This is a genomic window from Leptospira adleri (genome assembly GCF_002811985.1).
Classification (GTDB): domain Bacteria; phylum Spirochaetota; class Leptospiria; order Leptospirales; family Leptospiraceae; genus Leptospira; species Leptospira adleri.
Window position 1 is genome coordinate 1 of record NZ_NPDU01000154.1, and the last position, 1367, is coordinate 1367.

A 1367-nucleotide genomic window follows, 5' to 3' on the forward strand; every position below is an offset into this window, starting at 1 on the left:
GAGGCTTTGCGGAAACGTTGGAAAAAGCGAGAAGTTTGATTCTTTCCGGTTCAGTTTTGATAAACGAACGGAAGATCACAAAAGCCGGCCTTCAATTTCCCGAAAATTCCGAAATTAGAATTTTGAACGTGATTCCCCGTTATGTAAGTCGAGGCGCTTATAAACTTCTGAAGGCGTTCGAAAGTTTTTCAGTAAGCGCGGAAGGAAAAGTTTGTATCGATCTCGGAGCTTCCACCGGGGGATTTACGGAAGTTCTTCTCGAAAAAGGAGCTTGGAAGGTTTTTGCATGCGACGTAGGCTACGGACAGTTAGCCGAGAGATTAAGAAATCATCCTTCGGTTGTAGTGAAGGATCGTTTTCATCTTAAAAATTTATCCGCTTCGGAAGTTGATTGGGAAAATCTCAAAAAGCTGGTTCCTGATCCGAATTCTATTTTGATCGTGATGGATTTGAGTTTTATTTCTCTTCGTTCCGTTTTTCCCGTTCTCAAAAGATTTAGAGAGGAAAAAAATATTCCAAAAATTGAATGTTTAACTCTTATTAAACCTCAGTTTGAAGCGGATTCGAAAGATTTGACGAAAGGTGTACTCCGAAATCCGAACGTTCGCTGGAAGATCGTTCGATCTATTTGTAAATTTCTCAAAACGGAAATCGGAGCTTCGATTTCGGGTTTGGAATGGTCGCCGATCGAAGGGAGAGAGGGAAACAAGGAAGTTCTTCTTTTTTGGAAGTTATAGTTTTTTAGCCGATTCTTTCTGAATCGATTTTTAAACTTTGAATTTTTATACGAACGTATTTGAATAAAATTAAAACAAAAAAATCAATCGCTGCGTTAACGCGAGACTGATTTGCCTTTTATTAGATGATTTTCTAAAATCGTTAAAGCGACAAAGATTGGATTTCTTTTCAAAACGCGAAAAACTATCCTTCAAAAAATCCGTGGACCGTTTTCCTTCTTTAAAATATTTATGATTGAACCATGGCCGAACTGCTCAAAGATCTTTATACGAAAGATGTTTTACAAAAAATTGCTTCGTCCTTTTCGAAGGAAATAAAATCCGTTTCTGAAGAAGAATGGCTTCGAAGATTCAAACAAAAAGATTGGAATCAGCTCGAGCTCAAACAAAGAATTCGAAGAATCGCCGAAGTTGTCTCCGAAGAACTTCCGAAACCGTTTCCTAAATCGCTCAAACCTCTGCTTACGATTACGGATACGATAGAACAAAGATTGTCCGGTAAAGAAGTTTTTCTTTCCATCTTCCTCGGAGACGTGGTAGAAATTCTCGGGATCGAATATCCGGAAGAATCGTTGATTGCATTTGAAAGAATCACAAAATTGATTTCCTGTGAATTCTCCGTAAGACCTT

At 38.3% G+C, this 1367-nt stretch carries 1 protein-coding gene and 1 pseudogene; both read left to right on the forward strand.

The window, feature by feature from the left end; all coding sequences use genetic code 11:
- The coding region (locus CH376_RS23885; protein WP_243398329.1) for a TlyA family RNA methyltransferase at positions 1-737 on the forward strand (737 nt) is incomplete at its 5' end.
- 242 nt (positions 738-979) lie between these two features.
- A pseudogene (locus CH376_RS23890) lies at positions 980-1367 on the forward strand (DNA alkylation repair protein); the annotation flags it as partial.